This is a genomic window from Aeromonas sp. ASNIH7 (assembly GCF_002903485.1).
Lineage (GTDB): Bacteria > Pseudomonadota > Gammaproteobacteria > Enterobacterales > Aeromonadaceae > Aeromonas > Aeromonas caviae.
In genome coordinates this window covers 2,672,720-2,698,671 of sequence record NZ_CP026226.1, presented here as the reverse complement: position 1 = coordinate 2,698,671, position 25,952 = coordinate 2,672,720, and the positions used below count along the sequence as shown (strand labels likewise).

The window sequence follows — 25,952 nt, the reverse complement described above, 5'->3', positions numbered from 1 at the left end:
TTCTGTTGCAGTTAACAAAACGTTGCTGCTATTATCCGCGCCACTCAAAACATTCCACCTACTGAAACCTTTTGGCGTTCACCCAGGGAACAACGATGAAGCAACAAGACGCAAGTTATTACCAACGGATCTGGCGCTGGCATTTCTATGCTGGTCTCTTCGTCGCCCCCTTCCTGATCCTGCTCTCCCTCACCGGCATCGTCTACCTGTTCAAGCCGCAGCTGGACAACCTGCTCTACCCCCAGCTGATGAAGGTGACGCCCGCCACCCAGACCCTGAGTGCCGACCAGCTGCTGGCCAAGGCAACCATCGCCATGCCGGACGCCAGCCTGCGCAAATACCTGCCCCCGGTGGCAGCGGACGCGAGCGCCCAGATAGTCGTGATGCGTGAAGGGCAGGAGCTGACCCTCTTCATGGATCCCGCGAACGGCGCCCTGCTCGGCACCATGGACAACAAGTGGAACCTGCAGGCGGTGGCGCGTGCTCTCCATGCGGAGCTGATGCTTGGCACCACGGGTGATCGCCTGATCGAGCTGGCCGCAGGCTGGGGAATCGTGCTCCTCGTCAGCGGACTCTATCTCTGGTGGCCCCGCAAGGGACCGGGTGTGGGAGGCATCCTCTGGCCGAGAATGCACCAGCGCGGCCGTCTCTGGTGGCGTGATCTGCACGCCGTGGTCGGCTTCTGGGGCGCAGGTTTCCTGCTGCTGCTGCTGCTGACGGGCATGACCTGGACCGGTTTCTGGGGCGGCCAGTTCGCCGACGTCTGGAACCGCTTCCCTGCGGCCATGTGGAACGAGGTGCCCAAGTCGGCCCCCCTCACCCGCAGCCTCAACCAGGCTCACGAACAGACCGTCTCCTGGGGGGCCGAGACCCTGCCCATGCCGAGCTCCCAACCCACGGCAGAGAGCCATGATCACAGCGCCATGACCCATGGCGGCGGACACGAGGGCATGGTCATGGCCAGCCATCGCATTCCGCTGCAACAGGTGGTCGACATCGCCAGCGAGCGTGGGGTCAGCCCGGGTTACAGCATCACCCCCCCGGTCGGTGAAACCGGCGTCTATACCATCGCCATCTTTGCCGATGATCCCCGCAACGACGCCACCCTGCACATCGACCAATACAGCGGCAAGGTGCTGGTCGACGTGCGCTGGCAGGATTACGGCCCGGTCGCCAAGACGGTGGAAACCGGCGTCATGCTGCACATGGGCAAGCTCTACGGCTGGCCGCACCAGCTCGTCATGCTGCTCATCTGCCTGATGATTCTGGCAAGCTCGGTGAGCGGGCTCTGGATCTGGTGGAGCCGCCGTCCCAGTGGTCGCCTCGCCGCCCCGCCCCTGCCCGCCAAGCTGCCTCCCATGGGCGGTGCCATCGCGGTGCTGGTCGTGCTCGGGATCTGCTTCCCGCTGGTGGGGGCCTCCATGGTCGTCATCTGGCTGCTGGACAGTCTCTTCTTCTCTCGCCGCACGGCCGTGGCCCAGGCAAGTTGATCCAGGGGCAAGCACGCCTCATGCACACGAGGGCTCCCTGTCGGGGGCCCTCGTCGTCTGCATCACCTGGCACCATCCTTCGCCTGGCGGCATGCTCCTCCCCTGGCGATCATCACATCGGTCTGATGAAACAACAACGCATCGACACATCAGCAAAAAGGGCTCCCGTTCGGGAGCCCTTTTCATTGCCAAACGCGTCGGCCTCAGGTGAGCGCCAGCCCGGCAGAGAGCAGCAGGCTGAACAGAAATGCGCTGATGGCGGTCTTCTTGAGGGCGCCGGTCAGCACCTCGCCATCGAAACTCTCTCGCAGGGTGCAGGCGGCATCGGTGAGGGGCTTCATGGCGGGCAGGAAGATCCAGGGCCAGAGGCTCGCAGGCTGAGTCAGCAGGAAGGCGATGGTCGCCAGCAGCGCCGCCCCCAGCAAGACCCAGTGATAGGCGATGGCACGGTTGCGGCCAAGGCGCACCGCCAGGGTGATCTTGCCGCTGGCGGCATCGGTCTCGATGTCCCGCACGTTGTTGATGTTGAGCACGGCAGTCGCCAGCAGGCCGCAGGCGGTGGCGGGCAGCAACAGGTCCCACTCCAGGCTATGGGTGAAGAGGTAGTAGGAGCCGAGCACCCCCAGCAGGCCGAAGAACAGGAACACCGAGATGTCCCCGAAGCCGCGATAGCCGTAGGGGCTCTTGCCCACCGTGTAGGTGATGGCCGCGACGATGGCCGCTCCCCCCAGCAGGATGAACGTCAGGATCTGCTGCCACGCCTCCCCGAAGGCGCAGACCAGCAGGGAGAGGCCGCTCACCACGGCCGCCAGGGCGGTCAGCCCCATGGCCACACACATCTGGTGCCGGGTGATGAGGCCGGAAACCACGGCGCGCTGGGGACCGATCCGCTCCCCGTTGTCGGCTCCGGAGACCGCATCGCCATAGTCGTTGGCCAGATTGGAGAGAATTTGCAGCAGGATGGCGGTCAGCAGGGAGAGCCCCATGATGGTGCCGTCAAACGCTCCCCGGCTGGCTGCCAGCCCCGAGCCCAGCAAGATGGAGGAGCACGCCAGGGGCAGTGTTCGCAAACGCGCCGCCAGCAACCAAACAGAGAAGGTATTTGTCATATTGTGATGGCCAAACAATCAGATATTGATCGTGTTAAGGGTTATCGAACCGGATTTAGGTATACTTGGCTGCGCGGGGGCGTCGGCTCCCCCGGGCAATTTACATGGACGAATGGGCAGATAATATATAGGAAATCGTCGCCCTTTGGCATCAACCTGCGCCATCCTCCCCCGGAGCGATCGCGATTATCCGGCTCAGACTAGACATCCATGTTGGCTCAGACCCACCTCAAGCAACAACTGGACGCCCTGCGTCACAGCACTGTCAGCGGTTTCGTGCGACTGCGCGTGGCCGCTCACGTCGACGTCTTTCCCGGCTGGTTGGCGGCCCAGACGCTCTACCCCCGCATCTATTGGCACGCCAGAGGGCAACAGAGCCCGGAGTACGTGGCGCTTGGCGCCATCCACGAACTGACCCGGCCGGAGGATATCCAGCGGGTCTGCGACCTTGCCGGCACGGCCAGTGAAGACAGCCCTCGCTACTACGGCGGTCTGGCGTTCGACCCGGATCTGCCCGGCTGGCAGGGTTTTGGCCCCTGCCGCTTCGTGCTGCCCCGCATCGAACTGGTACGCCGGGGGGAGTGCACCAGCCTCTGCCTCAATCTCTGGCTGCCTGCCCGGGAAGAGGGTCACGCATTCGAAGCCGAACTCTGCGCCGCCGAGGCGGCGCTCGATGCCCTGCAACCCGAGGCCCCCCTGCCCGCCCTGCAAAAGCGGCCATGGCAGCGCCAGGACCTGCCGGGCCCTGCCCAGTGGCAGACCCTGGTGGAGCAGGTCACGGCCCCCGACTTCCAGGCCCGCACCCCCAAGGTGGTACTGTCCCGGGAGAGCCTGCTCCAGAGCGAGGCGCACGATGCGCCCCTCTGCCCCTGGTCCCTGCTGACACAGTGGGCTCGCCACGCCCAGGAGTGCTTCCACTTCGGCTTCCAGTTCTCCCCCGAGCAGAGCTTCATCTCCTGCTCCCCCGAGCGCCTCTACCGCCGGGAGAAGGGCCACCTCTTTACCGAGGCGCTGGCAGGCACCATTCGCCGTTCCGGGGATGAGGCGACCGACGCGGCCCTGGCCGCCGAGCTGCTGGCCGACAGCAAGAACCGGCTGGAGAACCGGCTGGTTCACGCCGACATTCTCAGCCGCCTGGCCCCCCTCACGACCGATGCCACCCTGACAGAGCCGCGCATTCTGAAATTGCGGCTGCTGCAACACCTCAAGTGCGACATCGAGGCCGAGCTCAAACCCGGCGTCTGCGACTGGCAACTGCTGGCTGCCCTGCACCCCACCCCCGCCGTGGGGGGCGCCCCCCGCGAGGCGGCGCTCGCCTTCATCCGTGAATGCGAGCCCCATGATCGCGGCTGGTATGCCGGTGCCTGTGGCATGCTGAGCCGGGAGACCTCGGAGTTCTCCGTCGCCATTCGCAGCGCCCGGATCAGGGGCCCGCGCATCAGCCTGTTCGCCGGTGCCGGCATAGTGGCGGGATCGGAGCCCGCCGCCGAGTGGGCCGAACTCGACAACAAGATCGCCAACGTGCTCTCCCTGCTGGGATAGCGTTTCTTACCGACTCCTCACTGCGAGAGCTTCATGTCCGCCAGCCACGTGTCCGCGCATCACGCCTTTGCCAGCCATCACGCCACCTTCAACCATGTCTGGTCCTCCCTCTTGCTGGAAGAGCTCTTTCGCCTCGGCGTGCGTGACATCGCCCTGGCCTCCGGATCCCGCTCGGCGCCGCTCACCATGGCCGCCGCAGCCCACCCGGGCTTTCGCCGCCACCTGCACTTCGACGAGCGGGGTCTGGGCTTCATGGCGCTGGGGCTGGCCAAGGGGAGCGGCCGCCCGGTGGCGGTCATCATGACCTCGGGCACCGCGGTGGCCAACCTCTGGCCCGCGGTGGCGGAAGCCCAGCTCACCGGGGTCCCGCTCATCATTCTCTCTGCCGACAGGCCACCCGAGCTCATCGACAACGGGGCCAACCAGGCCATCGATCAGCCGGGGATCTTCGGTCGCTACCCCGTCTATCAGCAAAATCTGCCGAGCCCCACTCCCACCATTCCGGCGGCCTTCGTGCTGAGCTCGGTGGATCAGGCCCTGGCCCGACAGGCGCACACCCCGGGGCCGGTGCACTTCAACTGCATGTACCCCGAGCCCCTCTACCCCGGCGACCACTATCTGGACTTTGCCGACTACCTGGCGCCTCTCGGCGACTGGCTGCACTCGGCCAAGCCCTGGAGCCCCTGGCTGGCGGGCGAGCCGGGCTGCCCCGCCCAGCCGGACTGGGAGGAGCTGAAGGGCAAGCGCGGTGTCATCGTCGCCGGACGCATCCAGGATCCGGTGCAAGGCAAGGCGGTGGCCGAGCTGGCCGACCGCCTCGGCTGGCCCCTGCTGGCGGATCTGCAAAGCCAGATCCGCTTCGATGATCGCAACCTCGTCCACACGGATCTCGCCCTGCAACACAGCGACTTCGTGGCCGAGCTGGCCCGCGCCGAGGTACTGCTGCAATTCGGCGCCCGCCTCATCTCCAAGCGCCTCGGCCAGTTCATCAAACAACACCCCTGGCAGGATTACTGGCTGGTGGACCCGCAGCCGGCACGCCTCGACCCCGACTACCGGCTGCGCCGTCGCCTGGTGTGCGACCCCGCCGCCTTTGCGGCTACCCATCCAATCCCCCATTCGCAGCAGCCCTGGCACCAGTTGGCCGCGCGCCAGCAGGCTATCAGCCAGCAGATCCGCACCGCCTGTGATCGCTTCTCGGAGCTCGGGGTGTGCCACCGCCTGAATCAGCTCATCCAGGGTCAGTTGTTCGTCGGCAACAGCATGCCGGCCCGGCTGATGGACATGCTGGGCGAGGTGGGCAAGGGCCCCAGCCGGGTGATGACCAACCGCGGCGCCTCCGGCATCGATGGCCTTATCGCCACCGCATACGGCTTCGCACAGTCGGTCCCGCCTGACAGTCGCGAGCCCACCACCCTGCTGCTCGGGGATCTCAGCGCCCTGCACGACCTCAACAGCCTGGCGCTGCTCGGCAAGGGGAGCCGCCCCCTGGTGGTGATCCTGCTCAACAACGACGGCGGCAGCATCTTCCGCATGCTGCCTGTGCCCACCCAGGACGCCCTGCTGGAGACCTACTACTGCCTGCCCCACGGCCTGCACTTCGAGCACGCCGCCGCCATGTTCGGCCTGCACTACCGGGCCCCCACCACCCTCGACGCATTTGAGCAGGACTATGCCGCAGCCCTGAAAAACGGGGTAACCCTGATTGAAATCAAGGTACCGAGCAGTGAAGTCGCCGAGGATCTCAAGGCACTGGGAGCCGCTATCCGTGGTCTCTGATCCCGCCGTACCACTGGTGCTGCTGCACGGCCTGCTGGGGGACGCCGACGACTGGCGACCTGTTATCCAGGCCCTGCCCGGCGTCCCGTGCCATGCCCTGGATCTGCCGGGCCACGGCCGCAACCGGGCACTGCGGGTGAGCGGCTTTGACGAGGCCCATCGCTGGCTCTGCGCCGAGCTGGCCGCACGGGATATCGCCCACTACCGGCTGGTGGGGTATTCGCTGGGGGGGCGGCTCGCGCTTCATCACGCCAGCCACACCCCGGCGGGGTTGCAGGCCCTGCTGCTGGAGAACTGCCACCCCGGGCTGCCTGCCGGTGAACGTCCGGCCCGCATCGCTCACGATGAAGCCTGGGCCCGGCGTTTCGAGTGCGAGCCCCTGACCTGGGTGCTTGCCGACTGGTACCGCCAGGGCGTCTTCGCCGACCTGGACGACGATGCCCGCACCCGCCAGGCCGCACGCCGCCTTGGCAACGACGGCAAGGCCGTGGCCGCCATGCTGAGGGCCACGTCCCTGGGGCGGCAGCCGGATCTCGCCCCCTGGCTTCGGGATACCCGGCTGCCGGTGCAGTGGATCTCAGGCAACCGGGATCACAAATTCCATGCCCTCGCTTGCCAGTTGGTAAAGCAAGGCTGCAATATCAAACACTTGGCTCTGGATGGCGGACACAATCTGCACACAAGCCAGCCCGATACCTTTGCCCGGCTCCTGCGGGAGTGGGCTCACCAACCAGAAGAGAAGATCCATGATTGAAGCAATGACGGAAGCCGAGCTCTATGCCCCTGTCGAGTGGCACGACTGCTCCGCCGGTTACGAGGACATCCTCTATCACAAGTCCCCAGAGGGCATTGCCAAGATCACCATCAACCGTCCCCAGGTGCGCAACGCCTTCCGCCCCCGCACCGTGAAAGAGATGCTGCAAGCCCTGGCCGATGCCCGCTACGACGACAAGGTCGGCTCCATCATCCTCACCGGCTTTGGCGAGAAGGCCTTCTGCGCCGGCGGCGACCAGAAGATCCGCGGCGACTACGGTGGCTACAAGGACGATGAAGGCACCCATCACCTCAACGTGCTCGACTTCCAGCGTGACATCCGTACCTGCCCCAAACCCGTGGTGGCCATGGTGGCTGGCTACGCCGTCGGTGGCGGCCACGTGCTGCACATGATGTGCGACCTGACCATCGCCGCCGACAACGCCCAGTTCGGCCAGACCGGCCCCAAGGTGGGCTCCTTCGACGGCGGCTGGGGCGCCTCCTACATGGCCCGCATCGTCGGCCAGAAGAAGGCTCGGGAGATCTGGTTCCTCTGCCGCCTCTACGACGCCAAACAGGCCCTCGACATGGGGCTGGTCAACACCGTCGTGCCCCTGGCCGAGCTGGAGCGTGAAACCGTGCGCTGGTGCCGCGAGATGCTGCAACACAGCCCCATGGCCCTGCGCTGCCTGAAGGCGGCCCTCAACGCCGACTGCGACGGCCAGGCCGGTTTGCAGGAGCTGGCAGGCAATGCCACCATGCTGTTCTACATGACCGAAGAGGGTCAGGAAGGGCGCAACGCATTCAACGAGAAACGCCGTCCCGACTTCTCCAAATACAAGCGGAATCCCTGATGACACTCGCCCTCTACCGCTACCAACTGCCCTTTACCCAGCCCCTGGCCTTTCATGGTCAGTTGCAGGTAGCGCGCGAGGGCCTGCTGGTACGCATCGATGATGGCTGGGGGGAGATAGCCCCCCTGCCAGGATTTTCCACAGAGACCCTGGCCGACGCCCAGGCCGAGGCCCTCGACTGTCTGGCGCAGCTGGCGCGGGGACAGACCCCGACACCACAGCTGCCCTCGGTGCAGTTCGGGCTCGACTGCGCCCGTCGTAGCTGGCCCGAGCAGGGTGCCCCCCTGCCCGAGCCCTATCCGCTGATCCAGGGCTCCCCCCAGGAGCTGCTCAAGAACTGGAAGCAGTGGCTGCACGAGACCCCCCTCAAGGCCAAGCTGAAGGTAGCCCGCTACCCCATGCGCGACGAGCTGGCGCTGATCCGGCTGCTGCTCGATCGGCGCCCCAATCTCAAACTGGTCCTGGACGCCAACCAGGGCTGGACCCGCGAGGAGGCCTGGGCCTTCTGCGGCCACCTGGATCCGAATCGCATCGAATACCTCGAAGATCTGTGCGCCGACTTCGAGGACATCGCCTTCGTCGCCAGCCGCACCGGCATGCCGGTGGCGCTGGACGAACTGCTGGCCCAGGGCAAGCCCTGGGAGCCCATCCCGCAACTACGCGCCCTGGTGCTCAAGCCGACCCTGCTCGGCGCCCTGGCCAACAGCGAAGCCCTGGTGGCCCGCGCTCGCGAACTGAAGCTCAAGGTGATCGTCTCCTCCTGTTTCGAGTCCGGTCTCGGCCTCGGCCAGCTCGCCCGTCTCGCGGGGGAGTGGGCGCCGGATCAGGCCCCTGGCCTCGATACCCGCCGCTGGCTGGCCAGGGATCTGCTGGACAAGCAGGGGCAACCCGATCCGGGCAGGATGGACCCCCTGTTTCACCGTGACTGACCCATGGTGACCCGTCAGATCCCACGGCAGGAAACCTGCCCGGTACGACGCTGGGCGACACTGGCCCCTCATCGCATTGCCATCCACAGCGGGGAGCCTCTTAGCTACCAGCGCCTCGACCTGCGCCTCAACAGCCTGTGCAATCAGCTCGCCCGGGCCGGGCTGGAACGGGGAGATCATCTCGCCGCCGTGGTGCGCGGCGCCCTGGAGGATGTGTTGCTGGCCTGGGCCTGCGTGCGCAGCGGCATCGTCTTCTGCCCCCTCAATCCCGCCTTTCCGGCAACCAGACACAGCATACTGGCGAGCCAGCTCGAGGCCCGGGCATTCTGGTCGGCAGGCGAGATCCCGGCGGGCGACTGGCAAGCCCTCAGCCTCGACTTCACGGGCGAGCTGGCCGCAGATGGGGAGTCCCCGCTGGTACCCGACCAGCCGAACAACATGATCCTCACCTCGGGATCCAGCGGTACCCCCAAGGCGGTGGTCCACCGCCTCGCCAACCACCTGGCCTCGGCCCGGGGTTCCGCCACCCTGATCCCCCTGGACGAAGCCTGCGGCTGGCTGCTCTCCCTGCCACTGTTTCACGTCGGCGGTTACGCCATCCTGTTCCGGGTCTTCCTGGCGGGAGCCGCCCTGGTGCTGGACGATCGCACCCGGCCCCTCAAGGCGCGGCTCGAGGATCAGCCCATCACCCACCTCTCGCTGGTGCCGACCCAGCTCTGGCGCCTGCTGGCACAGGGGTTCGACCCATCCCGCACCCGGGTGCGAGAGCTGCTGCTCGGGGGCGCCGCCATCCCGGCGCCCCTGGTCAACCGGCTGACCGCCCTGGGGCTGGAGCCCAAGGTGAGCTATGGCCTCTCCGAGATGGGCAGCCAGGTCTGCACCGGGCAACCCTGCGCCGCCGGCGTGGTGGGTCGCCCGCTGCCGGGGCGGGAGGTCTGCATCCGCCAGGGGGAGATCTGCGTGCGCGGTGAGACCCTGTTTGCCGGCTACTTCAGGGAGGGCGAGCTGGTGCGCCCCCTCGATGAAGAGGGCTGGTTCCACACCCGGGACAAGGGCCGCCTCACTCCGGGGGCGATCTGGTGGTGGAGGGGCGGCTCGACAACCTCTTCATCTCGGGAGGGGAGAACATCCAGCCCGAGACCATAGAACAGCGGCTGGTGGATCACCCCGCCGTGGCCCAGGCCCTGGTGGTGCCGGTGCCAAGCGACGAGTGGGGGCATAGGCCCGCCGCCTTCATCGACTGGCACGGCGAACCAGTCCCCCCTGCCGAGCTGGCCGCCTGGATCAGGCTGTCGTTACCTGGCTTTATGGTGCCGGACCAGTGGCATCCCTGGCCGGATCTCGGCGGCAATCTGAAACCCTCCCGCACCCTGCTCGCCCGCAGCTTGCGACAAGAGGAGTGACGCCTCCCCCATATGGGGCGGAGTCCTTGCTATCAACACGGCCCCCTTTGGGGCTGTTTTTATGTTGTTTGCTCCCGAATGCATCATTTCGCTGCGCCATCTGGCCAATTGATATTCCTTTGGAGCCCAATAACCTCTCTGGTCCCCACGCCTCTCCATCCACCAAAGGGATCATGATGAAGCACCTCTCTCCCCGGCTGCTGCTCCTGGCAGCCCCAGGCCTGCTCGCCACTTCGGCGCTGGCCAACTACTCCCCCTCCGACTGGCAACAGTATCAACTCAAAGGCGAATCCAGCCGTCAGCTGGGGGATCGTCTCACCGAAGTGACCTTTGAACTGAGCGCCCGCAGCGGCGACGCCCCTTATCAGCAGTTGAGGGTGTATCGCCGCTTCGACTGGCGCGATGCCAACCTGGCTGCGCTGGCAGAGCAGCAGTGCGGCGAGCCGAAGCTCAAGATCGAGCAGGGCTGGCAGATCCGCTACCTCAGCTGTGAAGAGGTGGTACCGGCCGGCAAGGCCGTCCCGGCCAGCAGCTATGACTATGGCTACGGCATGAAGCAGGGCCGCTGGGAGCCGCTGGCGGGCACCCCGACCGCGCCGCGTCAGGATCGTCTGCCGTTGGCTGAGCGGGTCATCCTGGGTCACAGCGAGCAGGAGCTGGATCGCTGTGAGCTCAACGCCGAAGGTCGCTGCGCCGAGCAGGCATGGCAGTACCAGCCGCAAAACTGGCAGCAATTGAAGGTGCTGGAAGAGACCCCCAATGAACGGGATGGTCGCCTCGAGCAGATCTTCTTCCGCCTGCAGCCCATCGCGGGCAGCCAGGCCGCCAAGCAGGTGAGCGAGCTGCACGTCTGGCGCCAGTACACCTGGTTGCTGGACGAGATCAAGGCCCAACAGGAGTGCGATGAACCCCAGACGCGTCAGGAAGGGGACAAGACCATCAGCTACCGGGTGTGCCGTCAAACCCTGCCCGCTGGCAGCGAAGTGCAGGTGGTCTTGAAGGACACCGGCTATCAATACCCGGTGGGGGGCAGCGAATGGCAGACCCTGCCGGAAACAACCGAGTGGCAGGAGAGCCGGGTGCTCAACCGCCCCATCGTGCTGGCCAGCAAGGAAGAGCAGCTCGACTGTCGCCGTGCCGACGGCCGCGCCTGCTCCGAGCCGGATCTGCCTGGCACCGAGCTGCTGGACGCCGACGCAGCCAAGATAGTGCAGGATGCCAGTGGCCAGCCCGCACCGGTCTGGCAGGAGAACTATGGTCACGATGACACCAAGCTGCTGGCCGTGTCCCGCGGCATCCAGAGCCTGCTGGCGGCCAATCAGCCGGCTCATCCGGCCATGAAGCTGCTGCTGGAATACGTGCGTGCCCACAACTACCACAACTACGGCAAGCACAAGGAAGACGGCCCGGCTGCTGCCGAGGCGCTGGCCGAGGCATTGACGGCACTCGGTGCCCATCCGCTGCTCTTCCCGGAGCAGGCCAGCGACGAAGTAGGCGCCGTCATGGGAGCCTGGAGCATCGCTCTGCACGGTCAGTTCAAGAGCCCGGCAGTGCAGAGCCGCTTTGGCACCCTGCTCGGCGAGTTCAACCAGATGCTGGCCTACAGCACCCGTCATGCCAGCGAGATCAATGGTCAGCACGCCTGGGCGACCGGTCTGTTCGATCTGCTCAACTTCCTCGACTTCGCCAGCGACTACAGCGACCCCTTCGCCAACGACTTCCGCCAGCAGGATGGCGAGCTGCGCAAGCAGCTGCACGCCCTCGGCATGAGCGAACTCGCGTTGTGGCAAGGAAGGGATGGTGCCGATCTGTTCCTGCTCAACAACGTGCTGGATGCCTACACCCGTCTCTACCGGGTCGCCCGCTATACCCGCCCGGACGAGCTCGACGGCTACCGCAAGCTGCTGGATGACTCCGTCATCGCACTGGTTCGCCACCACGACCTGATCCCCGGTGGCCAGCAGAGTCAGGACCTGCTGGAAGACATGTCGCTGACCCTCTCCACCTACTACCTGACCTACACGGACCGCACCAGCGAAGCCTGCATCAGCGGTGACTTCGCCGGGCTCTGCACCCCTGTCCGGGTGGAGGACGTGCTGCCGTTCGAGCATACCTGCTCGCCGACCCTGCGCCTGCGGGCCCAGGATCTGACCATGGCTCAGGCCGAGGGGATCTGCCGTGAACTGGGTGCCGAAGAGCAGCAGTTCCACCAGCAGATGGAGACCGGCTGGCAGCCGGTGGCGGATGATCACAACGAGGCGCTGGAACTGGTGGTCTTCAACTCCTCCGCCGACTGGAAACGCTACGGCAGTGCCCTGTTCGGCGGCGTCTCCACCGACAACGGCGGCATCTACCTCGAAGGGGATCCGGCGCGCCCCGGCAACCAGGCCCGCTTCTTCGCCTACGAGGCGGAGTGGAAGCGCCCAGCGTTCCAGGTGTGGAACCTGCGCCACGAGTACGTGCACTACCTGGACGGCCGCTTCAACCAGTACGGCAGCTTCGGCCACTACCCGCTCAACCGCACCACCTGGTGGTCGGAAGGGCTGGCGGAGTTCATCGCCCACGGCCAGTGCTTCGCCCGCGGTCTGGACAACGTCGCCGGCCGTCCGGCCAGCGATCGTCCGGCCCTGGCCGACATCCTGCATCTGGATTACGACAAGGGCGGCGAGATGGTCTACTCCTGGTCCTACACGGTACACCGCTTCCTGAACGAGACCGGTCGCGGCGCCAGCTGGCTGGCCATGGCCCAGGCCCTGCGCAACCCGGATCAGCAGCAGGCCATGAGTGCCTTCGAAGCCGAGCTGGACCAGCTGATTGCCAATGACAGCGAGGCCTACCAGCAGTGGCTCGGCCGCGAGCTGCTGCCCTGGTGGGAAGCCAACAAGGACTCCGACGAGTGCAAGGCCAACGACTCCTCCCACTGAGGACGAGACGACTATGACAAGGGGCGGCCATGGCCGCCCCTTGTTTATGGCGCCGTTTGATAAGCCCGGGATCCTGGCGCGCGCTGCGACAACCTCTGCCCGAGTGAGCCCCTGCGCCGCCATCAAACCTGACGCGCCACAACAACTTGTAATAGAATGGCCCCCTGTCTTCTCTTACTTCAGACCCGAACCGCACCGCGCATGAAGAAGTTTGCCAAGATCCTGCTCGCCTGCCTCTGCCTGTTGCTGGCCTCCATCGCCGCCCTGCTTGGCTACAGCGAGTGGACCGTCTCGGACGCCCGTCACTACACCTACGACGACGTCAATGCGGTGCCCTACAACCGGGTCGCCCTGGTGCTCGGCACCTCCAAATACCTGATTGGCGGCAGCCCGAACCACTACTTCAAATACCGGATCAAGGCCGCCGCCGAGCTCTACAACAACGGCAAGGTGGACTACATCCTGGTCTCCGGCGACAACGCCACCGTGCAGTACAACGAACCGCGCCAGATGCGGCGGGCCCTGATCCAGGCCGGCATCCCGGCCAGCGCCATCTACAGCGACTACGCAGGGTTTCGGACCCTGGATTCCATCGTGCGTGCCAAGGAGGTGTTCGGTCAGGCCCACTTCACCGTGGTCTCCCAGGCCTTTCACAACGAGCGCGCCATCTTCATCGCCCGCCATTTCGGCATCGAGGCGGTCGGCTTCAACGCCGTGGATCCCAGCGCCTATCAGGGCATCAAGACCCGGGTGCGCGAGGTGTTCGCCCGCCTGATGGGGCTGCTGGACCTCTACGTGCTGGACAAGGGGCCCAAGTTCCTCGGCGAGCCCATCGTCATCGGCGGCCCGGTCCCCTGCCAGGCGTTGAGCACCATAGGGGCGAGCCAGCCCTGCCTGCCCATTGCACCGCCCCCTCATCAGCCGAAGGCCAAGCAGGCAACGGCCGTGAGCGCTGCAACAGCCACCAGTGCAGCGGCTGCAACCAGCGGTGCCCCGGCCACCAGCGCAGCCGTGCCGAGCGAAGCAACACCCGTGGATAATCCGGCTGCCAGCAGCGCGCCGACCCCTCAATAGCAGAGACCCGCCAACAGGCGGGTCTCTTTTATTGGGCTCGGTATTTCCGGCGATCAGGCCCTTGCCGCCACGTAACGCCGTGCCACCTCATCCCAGTCGATCACGTTGTAAAACGCGGCTATGTAGTCGGGACGCTTGTTCTGGTACTTGAGGTAGTAGGCGTGCTCCCACACATCCAGCCCGAGTATCGGGGTGAGCCCCTCCATCAGGGGGCTGTCCTGGTTCGCGCTGCTCACCACCTGCAACTTGCCGCGCCCATCGACCACCAGCCAGGCCCAGCCGCTGCCAAAACGGCTCAACGCCGCCTGGGTAAAGGCCTGCTTGAAGGCCTCCAGCCCACCCAGATCCCGCTCCATCGCCGCGGCCAGCTCGCCGTCCGGCTCGCCGCCGCCCTGTGGACTCATCACCTGCCAGAACAGGCTGTGGTTGGCGTGACCGCCGCCGTGATTGCGCACCGCCCCCTGAACCTGGGCCGGCAGGCTGTCGATACGGGCAAGCAATGCCTCCAGCGGCAGGGCAGCCAGCTCCGGCAGATCGGCCAGGGCGGCATTGAGGTTGGTGATGTAGGTCTGATGGTGACGGCTGTGATGGATCTCCATGGTCTTTGCATCGATATGGGGTTCCAGCGCGTCATAAGCGTAAGGAAGGGCTGGCAAGGTATGGCTCATGTTCATTGTCTCTCCTGTTGGGCTCAATGCAGTTGATGGGCAGAGACGGTCTGACACAGACATTGACCCAGGCTGCGCTGGATGCCGTCGTGATGACCGTGTTTGCCCAGAAAGGCGAGCAGCTCGGTACGGGTGCTGCGGGCGTGGCGAACAGCCGCCTCCCGCAGGGCAGCGGAACTGGTGGGGGACTGGCTGGTGGCCAGCAGGCAATCATGGATGTGACACAGCAGGTCGGCGGCCCTATCCGGCAGGGTCATGGCCACCAGCAGATCCGCCAGGTTGTGATGGGCCACCACCAGGGCCGCCACCGCTTCGTCGGCATCGTGCCAGTCGGCAAACTGCTGGCGGGCAAGCCACAGCGCCTGTTGATAGCAGTCGAGCGCCCTGGCGTACTCCCCCGCATCGAAATGGCGGTTGCCACTCAGGGTCTGTGCCTTCCAGTGCGCCATGCTGCTGTCCGCTCCGGTGGTACCGACCCACCCCTTCACCCAGGTTCCCGTCATGACTCGACCACTCAAATGATAATAATTATTATTTAACTTATTTGATGGGCAGACACAAGGAATAGTTGGTGCCGCCTTTTTTGCCCATATGGGTAGGGTTTTTCTGCAATCCCCGGTTTAGTGATCCCATCCACAGATACATTTGAGTTCAGCCACCATGCTGCCGGTACTGGCATGAGGCCGGTGGCTGCCCCGGTGACGACCAGAATGCAGCCGGTTTTTTCGCAAGGACGGTGAAGATGAAAAGATGGCTATTGATGCTGTTGTGCGCCCTGCCCATGCTGGGTCAGGGGGCCGGTTATACCCAGACCCGCTACCCCATAGTGCTGGTGCACGGTCTGTTCGGTTTCGACAAGCTGCTCGGGGTCGATTACTTCTACGGCATCCCCCAGGCCCTGACCCGGGATGGCGCCAAGGTTTACGTGGCCCAGGTCTCCGCCACCCAGAGCTCGGAGCTGCGCGGTGAACAGCTGCTCAAGCAGGTGCAGCAGGTGCTCGCCATCACGGGGGCGGAGAAGGTGAACCTCATCGGCCACTCTCACGGTGGCCCCACCATTCGCTACGTCGCTTCGGTCGCCCCCGAGCTGGTCGCTTCCGCCACCAGCGTGGGCGGGGTCAACCATGGCTCTGAGATCGCCGACCTGGTGCGGGCCAAGGTGACGCCGGGCTCGGCGGCCGAAGGTCTGGCGGTGGCCGCCGCCTCGGCCCTGTCCGGGGTCATCTCGCTGCTCTCCGGGGGCAGCCAGCTGCCGCAGGATCCCCTCGCCGCCCTCGACGCCCTCACCAGCACCGGCGCCCAACGCTTCAACCAGCGCTATCCGGAAGGGCTGCCGAGCCAGCATTGCGGCGAAGGGCTCATGCAGGCCGCCAACGGGGTCTACTACTTCTCCTGGAGCGGACGCGGCACCATGACCAACATCCTGGATCCGGTGGATCCGGCGCTGGCGCTGACCGGCAGCTTCTTCAAGGAGCCCAGTGACGGCCTGGTCGGGGTGTGCAGCAGCCACCTCGGCAAGGTGATCGGCACCCACTACCGCATGAACCATCTGGACGAGGTGAACCAGTCGTTCGGCATTCGCCACCTGTTCGAGACCAACCCGGTCAACCTCTATCGCCAGCACGCCAACCGCCTGCAGAGGCTGGGACTATGAACAGGGCATGGCTGATGGCTGCTCCGCTGGCGGCGGCCCTGCTGCTGGGGGGCTGGCAGTATTGGCCCTCCGCTGACGCAACCGCCCCTTCGCCGCAACATGCCGGGCCCGCTTCCCCTCTGGTCAGGCAGGCCGCACCGCCGTCGGATAAGTCCTCGCTGCAGGCCCGCCATGAAGCCTTTCTCGCGGCCGAGGGCAGCCTGACGGTGCCGACGGATCCGGGCCTGGCCAGCTTGCAGAAGCTGTTCGACGAGCGCGAACAGTTGCGCAGGCAGCGCTTCACCCCGGTCGAGCAGGAGCAACTGTTTGCCGAGGACAGGCTGATGGAGCAGTGGACCCTGCGCCGCAAGGCGCTGGCGGAGGCCAGCGATGCCGACAAGTCGCTGCTGGCGAGCGAGCTGGAGCTCTGGCTGGCGGAGCAGCCCCAGTGGTTTCGGGAGGCGGAGGCCAACAGCCGCCTGCTCGGCGATCTGCAGGCTCTGGAGCAACTCCCCGCAGCCGGGCGTGACGCAGCACTGCGCGAACAGTTGGGACCGGAGGCGGCAGACCGGTTGCACCAGTTGGCAGAGAGTCAGCAGGCGTTCGAGCAGCAGCTGGCCGGCTATCTGGCAGAGATCAGGCCCCTGCCTGCCGAGGCCCGGGTCAGCCAGCAGCCGGAGATCCTGGCACGCTGGTTCGAGCCCGGTCAGTGGCGACGGGTGGAGGCCCTCACCCGGCTCACCCTGGGCGAGCAGTAACCGGCATGAAAAAGGGGCCCGCAAGTGGGCCCCCATTCTTTGACGCTGCCGCCCTTACTGCGGCTTGTTGGCACCCGGCAGCGGCTGCCAGGTGAGGCGAGTCACCCGGTTGCCCTGCACCTCGCAGGTGAGGCAGAGATCCTGCCACCCCTTATCCTGGCGCAGGGAAACCTCTCCCTTGATGCCCTCTGCACTCCTCTTGAGTTTGGCCGGCTCGAAGGTCACCTTGTCACCTCCGGCGAGCGCCATCAGCTTGCCATTGCAGAGCCACTGGGCGAGCTCCGCCCCCTTGAGCTTGACGCCCCCCTTGTCAGCCTTCTCCTCGGCGGTGCTCGGTGCAAACAACCCGCCCAGCTCGGCCGCCCGTCTGGTCAGCCAGGCTTCCCGCTGCTGCATGCTCATCTTGCTGACAAACTCCGCAGGCTGCCCCTTGTCGTCCAGCCATTGGGTCAGCTTGCCACTGTCATCGAAGGCGAACTGGGCGGCGGGCTCCTTCACCCCGAACAGCTTGCCGCCCTTGAAGTAGTAACGGCTCTCCCCTTCCTGTTTGCCCTGCTCGTTCAGGATGGGCACGGCGATGATGACGGGCGTGCCGTCGACCCAGGCCTTGATGTCAACGCCATCGTGGCTGAACAAGCGGGTATCGAGGGCGCTGTCGGCCCCCTTCTCCATCAGGGTGAACTGCTCGGCCAGGGAGGCGGCAAATGAAGGCAGGGAGCAGAGTCCCAGTCCCAAGCCGAGGCTCAGGGCGATCGCGGTTGTGCGCATAAGTGTCCTGTGGTGGGCCCGAAGGCCGGATTAACTCTCTACCAGCCAGACCCTCAGTCCCTCCCGGTGAGCCTCGCTCAAAGGGATGGACTGCCGGGTCCGGTAGTCAAAATGGATCAGGGTCGTCTCGGCGGTCACCGCCAGCTCGCCGCCCTGCCAGGCTTCCTGCCAGAGCGTGAAGGAGCTGGTACCGATACGCCGCACGCCGGTCTTGATCGACACCATCTGGCCATAGAACAGCTCCCGTTTGAATTGCACCGTGTAGCCCGCGATGATCAGATGCCAGTCATGCACATCCAGCTCGGGGGAGAAGAGGCGAAACAGGGGATCACGGGCCGATTCAAACCAGACCGCCGGCACCGTGTTGTTGATGTGGCCGAGGGCGTCCGTCTCTTGAAAACGGGGTTGGATCTGCATTTCCAGCATGGATGTCGACTCCTTGTCGTAGGACCGCGCACAGGCTAGCGCGCCAACCCGCCCGACTCAAGCGTCCCTGCCTGGGGGTGAGAGCCACCGCCGGTTTCCGGCTCCTGCGCCACCTGCTCGGGCTTTAACCAGGCGCTGCGAAAATCGAACCAGCCGAGGGCCGTCATGCGCACGCCGTGCACGCCGACCCGGCTCTCCAGCTCCAGCCAGTGGTGAAACAGCGGCACGAACCAGCTCTGGCGCTGCACCTCGGCCAGCAGGGCGCGGGGGCCGGGCTCTTCACCATGGGCGCGCCACTGCGTCAATCCCTGCCACAGGGCCTGCTGGCCGCCCCACACCCGGCGCAGCAAGGGGGTGCCCTGAAGCCAGGCGTAAGGGGCGAAGGCGTGCTCATGCTCCAGGTTGAGGGTGCCGAACCAGAGATCCACATCTTCATCCTCCCCGCTCACCCAGCGCCCGTAGTCCAGGGTACGCACCTCGAGCTGGATCCCCTGCTCTGCCAGCAGGCTGCTCATGGCGCTGGCGCACTCGTTGAACTCCAGATGCTGGTTGAAGCAGGCCAGTACCAGCCGCGCTGGCAGGCTGACCGGACCGGGCTCGGGAAGAGGCAGGCTCTCGCGCCAGTGGGGCAGGAGGCCCAGTGCGCTGGTCCAGCCCCGCTGCAGCTCGGGTGCCACCCGGGCCATCAGGGCGATGGGGTTGAGCAGCCGGGTCAGCCACTGGCGCAGGGCCGGGTCCTGCAGGGGGACCGATCTGTCGTCCTGCAGCAGGAAGTAGCAGCCCGACTCGAGTTCGGACTCCCCGCGCATGGAACCAAGCTCCGGGGTGTCGCTGCCCAGCCTGACGTGGCTCTCCAGCCGTTCCGCCAGCTCCGGCAGCATCCAGATGTCGATCTCGTCGAGCAGGGCCCGCAGCCCGAAATAGTCGTCAAATGCTTCGAGGCACAGGTGCAGGGGGTCGTTGGCGCTCACCCGATAGGGGCCGGTGCCCACCGGCTGCAGGGCGAAATTCGCCTCCCCCTTGAGCTCCCGCGGCAGGATGGCCGCCACCGGCTCGGCCAGCAGGTGCGGCAGCAGAGGATCCGGGCTGTCGAGATGGATGTCCAGGGTGCGCGGCCAGCGGCTCTCCAACCGTGCCAGATGGGAGAACAACGGGCGATCCCGCAAGGCCTGCAGGCTCTCCATCACATCCTCCACCACCAGTTCGCGGCCATGGTGAAAGCGCACCACGGGGCGCAGATAGAAGCGCCAGTGACAGGGGGCCAGACACTCCCAGTGGTGGGCGAGATCCCCCTCTATTTCCCCATTTTCCTCGTTTCGCCGGGTCAGACCGTTGAAGATCTGGCGGCTCAGGTGAATTTCGGAGCGGCGCAAGGGCGCGGTGGGCAACAGACCGGGCAGGGGCCGGTAGTAGGGCACCCTCAGGATCTGGCGCCCCTCCCGGGTGGCCTGGCCGAGCTGCTCGATGAGCAGCGGGGTGAGCAGATCCAGGCGATCTTCGGCCAGCCGCACCGCCTGCGCCAGCTGGCCCTGACTCAGCAGATCCCGCAATCGGCGCCGGGTCAGGCTCTCCTGGTTGTCCAGCAGGGTGAGGCGGGAGCGCCGCCCCCGCCCTGCCTCTGCCGTCCAGCAAAGCCAGCCCTGCCCTTCCATGCGGCGCAGCAGCAGGCGTGCATTGCGCGTGGTGCAGCAGAGCAGGTCCGCCACCTCGGCGAGGCTGATTTCCCGCTCGTCGCAGCCAAGCTGCTGGGCGAGCCGTTGAAATTGCTGATAAAGGCGGCTGGTAGGCATAAAAGAGGAAATCCTGTCCCTGAAAGTCATCAGTTTTTACTTCCGCATTTTAGCTCAATACTGCTGGCGAACGTGAGAACCACAGCACAGGAGCACCATCATGAGCCATGCCACCCCCCTCAAACCGAACCGGATCCAGCAAACCCTTCGTCGCTACTTCCTGAGGATCCTGCCCCGCCCTCTGACGCTGGTCGAAGATCCCATGGTGCAGCTCAACCGCCTGATGCAGTGGGACATGCACCAGATAGACGACAGGGAGTATCGCCGCCGTCTCTGAGGTCGCCGTCACAGACGCCATCCGGTCACCGCCATCCCCCGGCATTGCTTTGCCGGAATGGGTGGTTTACATCGGCGCCAGGACTGCTAGATTGGACGTCTATCCATCCATAATGGTGACATCCAACAAGGAGTGTGTGATGAAAGATGCGACCCTGGCCCTGCACCACGGCTTTTCCAGCGATCCCGCCACCAAGGCGGTGGCCGTGCCCATCTACCAGACGGTGGCCTACGAGTTCGAGAGCGCCCAGCACGGGGCGGACTTGTTCAATCTGGCGGTGCCGGGCAACATCTACACCCGCATCATGAACCCCACCAACGATGTGCTGGAGCAACGGATGGCCGCGCTGGAAGGGGGCATCGCCGGCCTGGTGGTCTCGGCAGGTTCCGCCGCCATCACCTACGCCATCCAGGCGCTGACCGCCGCCGGTGACAACATCGTCTCCACCCCCCAGCTCTATGGCGGCACCTACACCCTGTTCGCCCACATGCTGCCGAGCTTCGGGGTCGAGGTGCGCTTCGCCAAGGATGACAGTGCCGAGGCCATCGCCGCCCTCATCGATGACAAAACCAAGGCGGTCTACTGCGAGAGCATCGGCAACCCGGCGGGCAACATCGTCGATCTGGCGGCCTTCGCCAAGGTGGCCCACGCCCGCGGCGTGCCGCTCATCGTCGACAACACGGTCGCCACTCCGGTCTTGTGCAAACCCATCGAACACGGCGCCGACATCGTGGTGCACAGCCTGACCAAATATGTCGGCGGCCACGGCAACTCCCTGGGGGGCGTCATCGTCGACTCGGGCAAGTTCCCCTGGGCGGATCACGCCGAGCGCTTCCCCCAGCTGACCCAACCCGAGCCTTCTTATCACGGGGTGGTCTACACCGAGGCCTTCGGCCCGGCGGCCTTCATCGGCCGGGTGCGCACCGTGCCGCTGCGCAATACCGGGGCGGCGCTGGCGCCGATGAACGCCTTCCTGCTGCTGCAAGGGCTGGAAACCCTGAGCCTGCGCATGGAGCGCCACGTGGACAACGCTCTGCGGGTGGCCCACCACCTCAAGCACCACCCCAAGGTGGCCTGGGTCAGCTACGCCGGTCTGCCGGGTCACCCCCACTACCCGCTGGCGGAGAAGTACATGGCCGGTCGCCCCTCAGCCATCCTCTCCTTCGGCCTGAAGGACGGCTACGAGGCGGGCGTGCGCTTCTACGATGCCCTCAAGATCTTCAAGCGGCTGGTCAACATCGGCGACGCCAAGTCCCTGGCCTGCCACCCCGCCTCCACCACCCATCGCCAGTTGAGCGAAGAGGAGCAGGCCAAGGCTGGAGTGAAACCTGAGATGATCCGGCTGTCGGTTGGGATCGAAGCCATCGAGGACATACTGGCGGACCTGGATCAGGCGCTGGAGGCCTGAGTCAATCGACGAAGGAGCGGGCACCACGCCCGCTCTTTTTCATCCATCAGTGAACCTGCTGCCGGGGCGCTGCGTATCACCGCCTTCCGTCACTGCGTCGAGGTTTCCATGATAGTCCTGCACCACCTGAACAAATCCCGCTCCCAGCGCATCATCTGGCTGCTTGAAGAGCTGGGCCTGCCCTATGAGATCAAGGCCTACCAGCGCGATGCCGCCACCTTTCTGGCGCCGCCCGAGCTAAAAGCCGTCCACCCCCTCGGCAAGTCGCCGGTCATCGAGTTTGACGGGCGGGTGCTGGCGGAATCCGGTGCCATCACAGAGTACCTGATTGCCCGCCACGCCCCGGTACGGCTGGCACCGGCCACCGACAGCCCGGAGTATCCCGAATACCTGCAGTGGCTCCACTTCGCCGAGAGCTCCGGCATTCTGCCGCTGCTGCTCGACATGTTCGTGCGCAAGGATGGCAGCCCGATGCGCTTCCTGCCGGACTACGCCAAAGCCGAGTGCGCCAAGGTGCTGGGTTATCTCGATGAGGTGCTGGCAAGCCGCCGTTACCTGGTGGCCGATCGCCTCACCGGCGCCGACATCCTGAACTCCTTCCTGGTGGATCTGCTGGCCCAGAGCGGCCAGCTGGCCCAGTTCCCGCACCTGCAGGCCTACTGGCAGCGACTCAACACCTATCCGGCTCGCCAGAAGGCGGCGGCGCTGGAGCGCGAGCTGGACCGCAGCGCCGAATAAACGGCGGTGCCCCGGTGACACCCTGCAAAACGCCCCGATGATCGGGGCGTTCTCTTTTCCGGCCGTCAGCCAGATGATCAAAGCGCGTGGGAAAGGATCCTGGCCGCACTTATTGTCCAGATCGCCCCTTGGCCAAGGGCCTCAGGCCTAGAGGGCGTGAGAGAGGATCCGCGCTACCTTGTCGGGATCGATATCCTGCTGCTCCCCGAGGGCAGTCAGGCCAAAGCGCTTGAGGTTGGAACAGATCCCCGGGATGCAGCGCGCATCCAGGCCATAGTCGGCGAGACGGGTACCCACCCCCATCTGCTGGAAGAACTGCTCGGTGCGGATGATCGCCTCCTCGATGCGCAGCGCCTTGTCCTCGCGGCTGGAGTGCCACACCCGCTCGGCAAACTGGGCCAGCTTCTCCTGCTTCTGGGCCGATTGCTCGCGCAGCAGGGAGGGCAGCACCACCGCCAGACTCTGGGCATGATCCAGCCCATGCAGGGCGGTGAGCTGGTGACCGATGGCGTGGGTGGACCAGTCCTGGGGCACGCCGCGACCGATGAGGCCGTTGAGCGCCAGGCTGGCCGCCCACATCAGGTTGGCGCGCACCTGGTAGTTGGTGGGCTCCGCCAGCGCGCGCGGACCGTTGTCCACCAGCACCTGCAACAGCCCTTCCGCCAGCCGGTCCTGCACCTCGCCCCCCACCGGGAAGGTGAGGTACTGCTCGAGGATGTGGACGAAGGCATCCACCACGCCATTGCCCACCTGGCGCGGCGGAAGGCTGTAGGTGGTGGCGGGATCCAGCACCGCAAACACCGGTTGCACCAGCGGATTGTAGAAGGAGAGCTTGGCCTCCCCCCGGCTCACCACGGCGGCGGGGTTGCTCTCCGAACCGGTGGCCGGCAGGGTCAGCACACAGCCGAGCGGCAGCGCCCCCTTGATGGAGGCCTTGTCCCGCAGGATCTCCCAGGGGTCGTCCCCCTCGAAGCAGGCCGCGGCGGCCACGAACTTGGTGCCATCCACCACGGAACCGCCACCCACCGCCAGCAGGAAGTCGATGCGCTCGCGCTTGACCAGGGCCACCGCCTCCATCAGCTGATCGTACTGGGGGTTGGCGCCGATACCGGGAAACTCCAGCCACTCCCGGCCCGCCAGCGCCTGGGTCAACTGCTCATAGACCCCGTTCTGCTTGATGCTGCCACCCCCGTAGAGCACCAGCAGACGGCTGCCGGCCGGGATCAGCTCGGGCAGCCTGGCGATCTGGCCTTCACCAAAACAGATGCGGGTGGGATTGGCATATTGGAAGTTGTACACGGCAGAGCCCTCGGTTGATTGCATGCCGGGGAATTGTGCGCCTGCCGTGCCATCAGGTCAAAAACGGGAGCCTGTCGTCAAAAATACGATGCCAGCCTGCCGATGCCGGGCGCTCCTGCCCGGCTTTGCTATGGTGATAGCGGGCAGACGAGTTCGTCGCCCCCTCAAACCCCTCCCGGGGTCCCTTTCCCACTCACAGGGTCTCTATCATGAAACTGAAGCACGCCTGGATTGCGGGTGCCCTCACCCTCTGTGCCCCTCCCCTGCTCTATGCCGCAGAGGTCACCACCCATGTGGCCGTGGCCCCCGGACAAGCCAGTCTGGCCGAAGAACTGACGGCCAGGGCAACCGTCACCACCATCGACCTGACCACCCGCAAGGTCAGCCTGAAAAATGCCGAAGGGCAGACCCTGGATCTGATCGCCGGGGAGGAGGTGACCAACCTTCCCCAGCTCAAGGTGGGAGATGTCGTGGCCTTGAGATATCTGCAACTGCTGGACCTGACCCTGCTCAAGGGCACCGCCGGGGTGAGAAAACGGGTGGTGGAAGTAGAAGGGGGCAAGGCGGCCGCCGGGGAGAAACCCGCAGCCGGCGCCGGCATGCAGGTAACCATCTATGCCGATGTCATCGACGTGGACAAGGCGCACCAGACCATCCGGGTCAAGGGGGTTGACCATACCCTGACCCTCAAGGTGCAGGATCCGGCCCAGTTCGCCCTCATCGCCAAGGGGGATCAGATCAAGGCCGTGCAGACCACCGCCATCGCCATCGGGATCGCCCCCCAGAGTCCCTGAGCCCTGACCACGGCAGGCCGTGCCTCCCACGGCCTGCCGGCCCCGTGGCAAGGGGGCAACCCCTTGCCTTTAACGCCCAAGGATTGCCGTTTGAATCACATCATGCCTGGGAGGCGGATTTGCCGGTGAGGCGATCCATGGCCTCCTTGAGCATGGCATCGCGCTGCGCGGCCAGGTCCTTGCTCTGCGTTTCGCGCTCCTCGGCAGAGAGCGTCTTGTCATCCGCTATCCCCTTGAGCTGACGCTCGAGATCGTCAAATTTTTTGCGATCAAAGCCCAGGGCCTTGTCCACCATCTGCTGCACCCGCGCATCCTTGACGCCACCGGTCAGGACTGTGTTCTTGCCGTTCCTGGCCAGATGCTCGTAGGTCAGCGCCTGCTGCGCCTTGCCGGTCAGCACCTGACTGGAGAGGCTGACCTGCTGAGACCAGCCGCTCTGCTTGTCGTCGCTGTCGCTGAGGGTCGCCAGGGCACGGTTCTGGGACGCACTCTGGGCGAGTTGATGACCATAGGGTTTGATATCCATGAAGGCTCCACGCTCACTGCCGGCCTCGCCGGCTCCGGGGATGGGTTCCCCGCCATGAGCCGGAGACAGCAAAATGCAGGCCAACTTGAGTACCCCCCTCTTCCGACGGTTCAGCACGGGGTCGCAGCACGCCTCCTTCTGCACTCCATGACGAGTGCGACCAGATCCATCAAAAAAGCGCCCGAAGGCGCCTCTTGTGGACAGGAGTCGGCTCGTCATGACATCAGCGACGGCTGATGTGGAGCGGACCGAAGGTCTGGGCCACCGGCATGATCTCGATGCTGTTGATGTTGACGTGGGCAGGCTGCTCGCTGATCCAGAGTACGGTATTGGCGATGTCTTCCGGCAGGATGGCCTGCACCCCCTGATAGACGGTGGCCGCCTTGGCGTCGTCGCCGTGGAAGCGCACGTTGGAGAACTCGGTGCCGCCACACAGGCCGGGCTCCACGTTGGTGACACGCACCGCCGTGCCCGCCAGATCCGCACGCAGGTTGAGGCTGAACTGCTTCACGAACGCCTTGGTCGCGCCGTAGACGTTGCCGCCCGGATAGGGGTAGGTCCCTGCGATGGAGCCGATGTTGATGACGTGGCCGCGGTTGCGCGCCACCATGCCCGGCAACAGCAACCGGGTGATCAGAGCCAGGCCGCTGATGTTGGTGGCGATCATCTGCTCCCAGTCTTCCAGATCCGCCTTGTGGGCAGGCTCCAGCCCCAGTGCCAGGCCGGCGTTGTTCACCAGCAGGTCCACCTGTTGCCATTCGGTCGGCAGCGCCTCGATGGCGGCGCGGGTGGCAGCCTTGTCCTGGACGTCGAACACCAGGGGCAGGAACTGCTCGCCCAGCTCCTCGGCCAGGGCGGCCAGCCGTTCGCCGCGGCGCCCGGTGCCGATCACCCGGTGGCCAGCGCTCACCAGCAGGCGGCTGATGGCCTCACCAAAGCCGGACGAGGCGCCCGTTACCATTGCAATCATGTGAACCTCCATTGTTATTTGTCTTCTTGAAAAATCAGCA

At 65.5% G+C, this 25,952-nt stretch carries 23 protein-coding genes and 1 pseudogene; 15 read left to right on the top strand and 9 right to left on the bottom strand.

Going from position 1 to position 25,952, the window contains the following annotated elements:
- Positions 1–95 precede the first annotated feature (95 nt).
- Positions 96–1,490 (top strand): PepSY-associated TM helix domain-containing protein, encoded by a 1,395-nt coding sequence (locus C2U47_RS12655; protein ID WP_043154002.1) that lies wholly within the window; start codon positions 96–98, stop codon positions 1,488–1,490.
- A gap of 203 nt (positions 1,491–1,693) precedes the next feature.
- On the opposite strand, the gene C2U47_RS12650 is transcribed toward C2U47_RS12655, so the two are convergent.
- Positions 1,694–2,599 carry a 1,4-dihydroxy-2-naphthoate polyprenyltransferase gene (locus C2U47_RS12650; protein ID WP_043154004.1) on the bottom strand — a complete coding sequence of 302 codons (906 nt, stop codon included), beginning with the start codon at positions 2,597–2,599 and terminating at the stop codon, positions 1,694–1,696.
- A gap of 210 nt (positions 2,600–2,809) precedes the next feature.
- Here C2U47_RS12650 and C2U47_RS12645 point away from each other — a divergent pair, with 210 nt between their 5' ends.
- From C2U47_RS12645 to C2U47_RS12610, 8 genes and pseudogenes are all read left to right on the top strand, one after another.
- Positions 2,810–4,141 carry an isochorismate synthase gene (locus C2U47_RS12645; protein WP_043154006.1) on the top strand — a complete coding sequence of 444 codons (1,332 nt, stop codon included), beginning with the start codon at positions 2,810–2,812 and terminating at the stop codon, positions 4,139–4,141.
- A gap of 33 nt (positions 4,142–4,174) precedes the next feature.
- Positions 4,175–5,920 (top strand): 2-succinyl-5-enolpyruvyl-6-hydroxy-3-cyclohexene-1-carboxylic-acid synthase, encoded by a 1,746-nt coding sequence (gene menD, locus C2U47_RS12640; protein ID WP_043154009.1) that lies wholly within the window; start codon positions 4,175–4,177, stop codon positions 5,918–5,920.
- Complete coding sequence (gene menH, locus C2U47_RS12635; protein ID WP_043154011.1) at positions 5,910–6,674, top strand: 2-succinyl-6-hydroxy-2,4-cyclohexadiene-1-carboxylate synthase; 765 nt, start codon at positions 5,910–5,912, stop codon at positions 6,672–6,674. Before menD ends, menH begins: the two co-directional genes overlap by 11 nt.
- Positions 6,667–7,527 carry a 1,4-dihydroxy-2-naphthoyl-CoA synthase gene (gene menB, locus C2U47_RS12630; RefSeq protein ID WP_039039779.1) on the top strand — a complete coding sequence of 287 codons (861 nt, stop codon included), beginning with the start codon at positions 6,667–6,669 and terminating at the stop codon, positions 7,525–7,527. Before menH ends, menB begins: the two co-directional genes overlap by 8 nt.
- Positions 7,527–8,456: an o-succinylbenzoate synthase gene (gene menC, locus C2U47_RS12625; protein ID WP_043154014.1), complete on the top strand. Its 930-nt coding sequence runs from the start codon at positions 7,527–7,529 to the stop codon at positions 8,454–8,456. The genes menB and menC overlap by 1 nt, the downstream gene beginning before the upstream one ends.
- A gap of 3 nt (positions 8,457–8,459) precedes the next feature.
- A pseudogene (menE, locus tag C2U47_RS12620) lies at positions 8,460–9,859 on the top strand (o-succinylbenzoate--CoA ligase).
- A gap of 176 nt (positions 9,860–10,035) precedes the next feature.
- Positions 10,036–12,783 carry a collagenase gene (locus C2U47_RS12615; RefSeq protein WP_043154018.1) on the top strand — a complete coding sequence of 916 codons (2,748 nt, stop codon included), beginning with the start codon at positions 10,036–10,038 and terminating at the stop codon, positions 12,781–12,783.
- A 156-nt stretch (positions 12,784–12,939) separates the two neighbouring features.
- The gene (locus C2U47_RS12610; protein ID WP_043154021.1) at positions 12,940–13,857 is read left to right on the top strand and encodes a SanA/YdcF family protein; all 918 of its coding nucleotides are present in this window, start codon (positions 12,940–12,942) and stop codon (positions 13,855–13,857) included.
- Between the two features lie 53 nt (positions 13,858–13,910).
- Here the strand turns inward: C2U47_RS12610 and C2U47_RS12605 are convergent, their stop codons facing one another.
- Together C2U47_RS12605 and C2U47_RS12600 are read right to left on the bottom strand one after the other, a co-directional pair.
- A complete protein-coding gene (locus C2U47_RS12605; RefSeq protein ID WP_103261959.1) occupies positions 13,911–14,525 on the bottom strand; it encodes a superoxide dismutase in 615 nt (204 codons plus the stop codon).
- Positions 14,526–14,548: 23 nt separating this feature from the next.
- Positions 14,549–14,974 (bottom strand): hypothetical protein, encoded by a 426-nt coding sequence (locus tag C2U47_RS12600; RefSeq protein WP_103243810.1) that lies wholly within the window; start codon positions 14,972–14,974, stop codon positions 14,549–14,551.
- Between the two features lie 293 nt (positions 14,975–15,267).
- Here C2U47_RS12600 and C2U47_RS12595 point away from each other — a divergent pair, with 293 nt between their 5' ends.
- Entirely contained in the window at positions 15,268–16,179 is a 912-nt protein-coding gene (locus C2U47_RS12595; protein WP_103261672.1) for an esterase/lipase family protein, read from the top strand.
- A complete protein-coding gene (locus C2U47_RS12590; protein WP_103261671.1) occupies positions 16,176–16,916 on the top strand; it encodes a lipase secretion chaperone in 741 nt (246 codons plus the stop codon). The genes C2U47_RS12595 and C2U47_RS12590 overlap by 4 nt, the downstream gene beginning before the upstream one ends.
- A gap of 54 nt (positions 16,917–16,970) precedes the next feature.
- Here the strand turns inward: C2U47_RS12590 and C2U47_RS12585 are convergent, their stop codons facing one another.
- From C2U47_RS12585 to sgrR, 3 genes are read right to left on the bottom strand one after another with little or no spacing between them, the layout of a single operon-like run.
- On the bottom strand, positions 16,971–17,684 hold the full coding sequence (locus C2U47_RS12585) for a hypothetical protein (RefSeq protein WP_045523067.1): 714 nt from the start codon (positions 17,682–17,684) through the stop codon (positions 16,971–16,973).
- A 30-nt stretch (positions 17,685–17,714) separates the two neighbouring features.
- Positions 17,715–18,110: an acyl-CoA thioesterase gene (locus C2U47_RS12580; protein WP_010672731.1), complete on the bottom strand. Its 396-nt coding sequence runs from the start codon at positions 18,108–18,110 to the stop codon at positions 17,715–17,717.
- 35 nt (positions 18,111–18,145) lie between these two features.
- A complete protein-coding gene (gene sgrR / locus C2U47_RS12575; protein WP_103261670.1) occupies positions 18,146–19,900 on the bottom strand; it encodes an HTH-type transcriptional regulator SgrR in 1,755 nt (584 codons plus the stop codon).
- Between the two features lie 100 nt (positions 19,901–20,000).
- On the opposite strand from sgrR, the gene C2U47_RS12570 reads away from it, so the two are divergent.
- The 3 genes from C2U47_RS12570 to C2U47_RS12560 all read left to right on the top strand — a co-directional run bounded on the left by C2U47_RS12570 (position 20,001) and on the right by C2U47_RS12560 (position 22,323).
- Positions 20,001–20,177 (top strand): hypothetical protein, encoded by a 177-nt coding sequence (locus C2U47_RS12570; protein ID WP_080767934.1) that lies wholly within the window; start codon positions 20,001–20,003, stop codon positions 20,175–20,177.
- 139 nt (positions 20,178–20,316) lie between these two features.
- The gene (locus C2U47_RS12565) at positions 20,317–21,585 is read left to right on the top strand and encodes an O-acetylhomoserine aminocarboxypropyltransferase/cysteine synthase family protein (RefSeq protein WP_043154025.1); all 1,269 of its coding nucleotides are present in this window, start codon (positions 20,317–20,319) and stop codon (positions 21,583–21,585) included.
- 108 nt (positions 21,586–21,693) lie between these two features.
- Entirely contained in the window at positions 21,694–22,323 is a 630-nt protein-coding gene (locus tag C2U47_RS12560) for a glutathione S-transferase family protein (RefSeq protein WP_043154027.1), read from the top strand.
- 147 nt (positions 22,324–22,470) lie between these two features.
- Here the strand turns inward: C2U47_RS12560 and C2U47_RS12555 are convergent, their stop codons facing one another.
- Positions 22,471–23,646, bottom strand: a complete 1,176-nt coding sequence (locus C2U47_RS12555) for an iron-containing alcohol dehydrogenase (protein ID WP_043154029.1) — start codon at positions 23,644–23,646, stop codon at positions 22,471–22,473.
- 185 nt (positions 23,647–23,831) lie between these two features.
- Here C2U47_RS12555 and C2U47_RS12550 point away from each other — a divergent pair, with 185 nt between their 5' ends.
- Positions 23,832–24,416, top strand: a complete 585-nt coding sequence (locus C2U47_RS12550; RefSeq protein WP_043154031.1) for a hypothetical protein — start codon at positions 23,832–23,834, stop codon at positions 24,414–24,416.
- A 100-nt stretch (positions 24,417–24,516) separates the two neighbouring features.
- Here the strand turns inward: C2U47_RS12550 and C2U47_RS12545 are convergent, their stop codons facing one another.
- The gene (locus tag C2U47_RS12545) at positions 24,517–24,942 is read right to left on the bottom strand and encodes a hypothetical protein (RefSeq protein ID WP_029313593.1); all 426 of its coding nucleotides are present in this window, start codon (positions 24,940–24,942) and stop codon (positions 24,517–24,519) included.
- Between the two features lie 223 nt (positions 24,943–25,165).
- Complete coding sequence (locus C2U47_RS12540; protein ID WP_043154033.1) at positions 25,166–25,912, bottom strand: SDR family oxidoreductase; 747 nt, start codon at positions 25,910–25,912, stop codon at positions 25,166–25,168.
- Between the last annotated feature and the right edge of the window lie 40 nt (positions 25,913–25,952).